Here is a 637-nt window from a genome sequence, read left to right on the forward strand (position 1 = left end):
CGAGGCCGTGCCGGTGGCGCACAGCTCGGTGCGGCTGAACACCTCGATCGTGAGCAACTCGTTGTGCTCGGTCGCATCGACATCGGCGGCCTCGCCGTCATAGACCGGCTTGATGAAGCGCGCCTCGACCAGCCCGCGACTGAGGAAGTCGCGGCCCCAGCGGGCAATCGGCACGTGCATCATGTAGGCGAAGACATCGACGCCCGGGACCAACCCGCCGGAAAAGCCGAAACGGCGCGCCACCGCGTCATCATGCATCTTGTTCTCGGATTGCTTGGCGGTGTTGTAGGCCTCGACGCGATAAGTTTCGAGCCGGTTCGGCATGATGGGTGTTCCCTGTAGTCTTGTTGTTGTCGGGCCGATCGTAGGCCCCGGGGAACACCGGTCAATCCCCTCGCCTTTGCGGCCCGAATGGGGTACCACGCGGCCAATGACCGACACCCCCACCCGCATCTATGTCGACGCCGACGCCTGTCCAGTGAAGGACGAGATTTATCGCGTTGCGCTCCGTCACGGCGTGCCCGTGAGCGTCGTCGCAGGCAATTTCATCCGCGTGCCGCAGGACCCGCTGATCGAGCGGATCGCGGCCGGCGCCGGCATGGACGCCGCCGACGATTGGATCGCCGAGCGCACCAAG

1 protein-coding gene and 1 pseudogene are annotated in these 637 nt (G+C 65.3%); one reads left to right on the forward strand and one right to left on the reverse strand.

The features are described from left to right. Positions 1-324, reverse strand: a pseudogene (locus tag MOV75_RS40955) (hypothetical protein); the annotation flags it as partial. Positions 325-430: 106 nt separating this feature from the next. Here MOV75_RS40955 and MOV75_RS40960 point away from each other — a divergent pair. Next, positions 431-637: DUF188 domain-containing protein (locus MOV75_RS40960; protein ID WP_247008540.1), on the forward strand; the 207-nt coding region annotated here is incomplete at its 3' end.

The sequence above is a fragment of the Bradyrhizobium sp. PRIMUS42 genome, from assembly GCF_023006515.1.
Classification (GTDB): Bacteria; Pseudomonadota; Alphaproteobacteria; order Rhizobiales; family Xanthobacteraceae; genus Bradyrhizobium.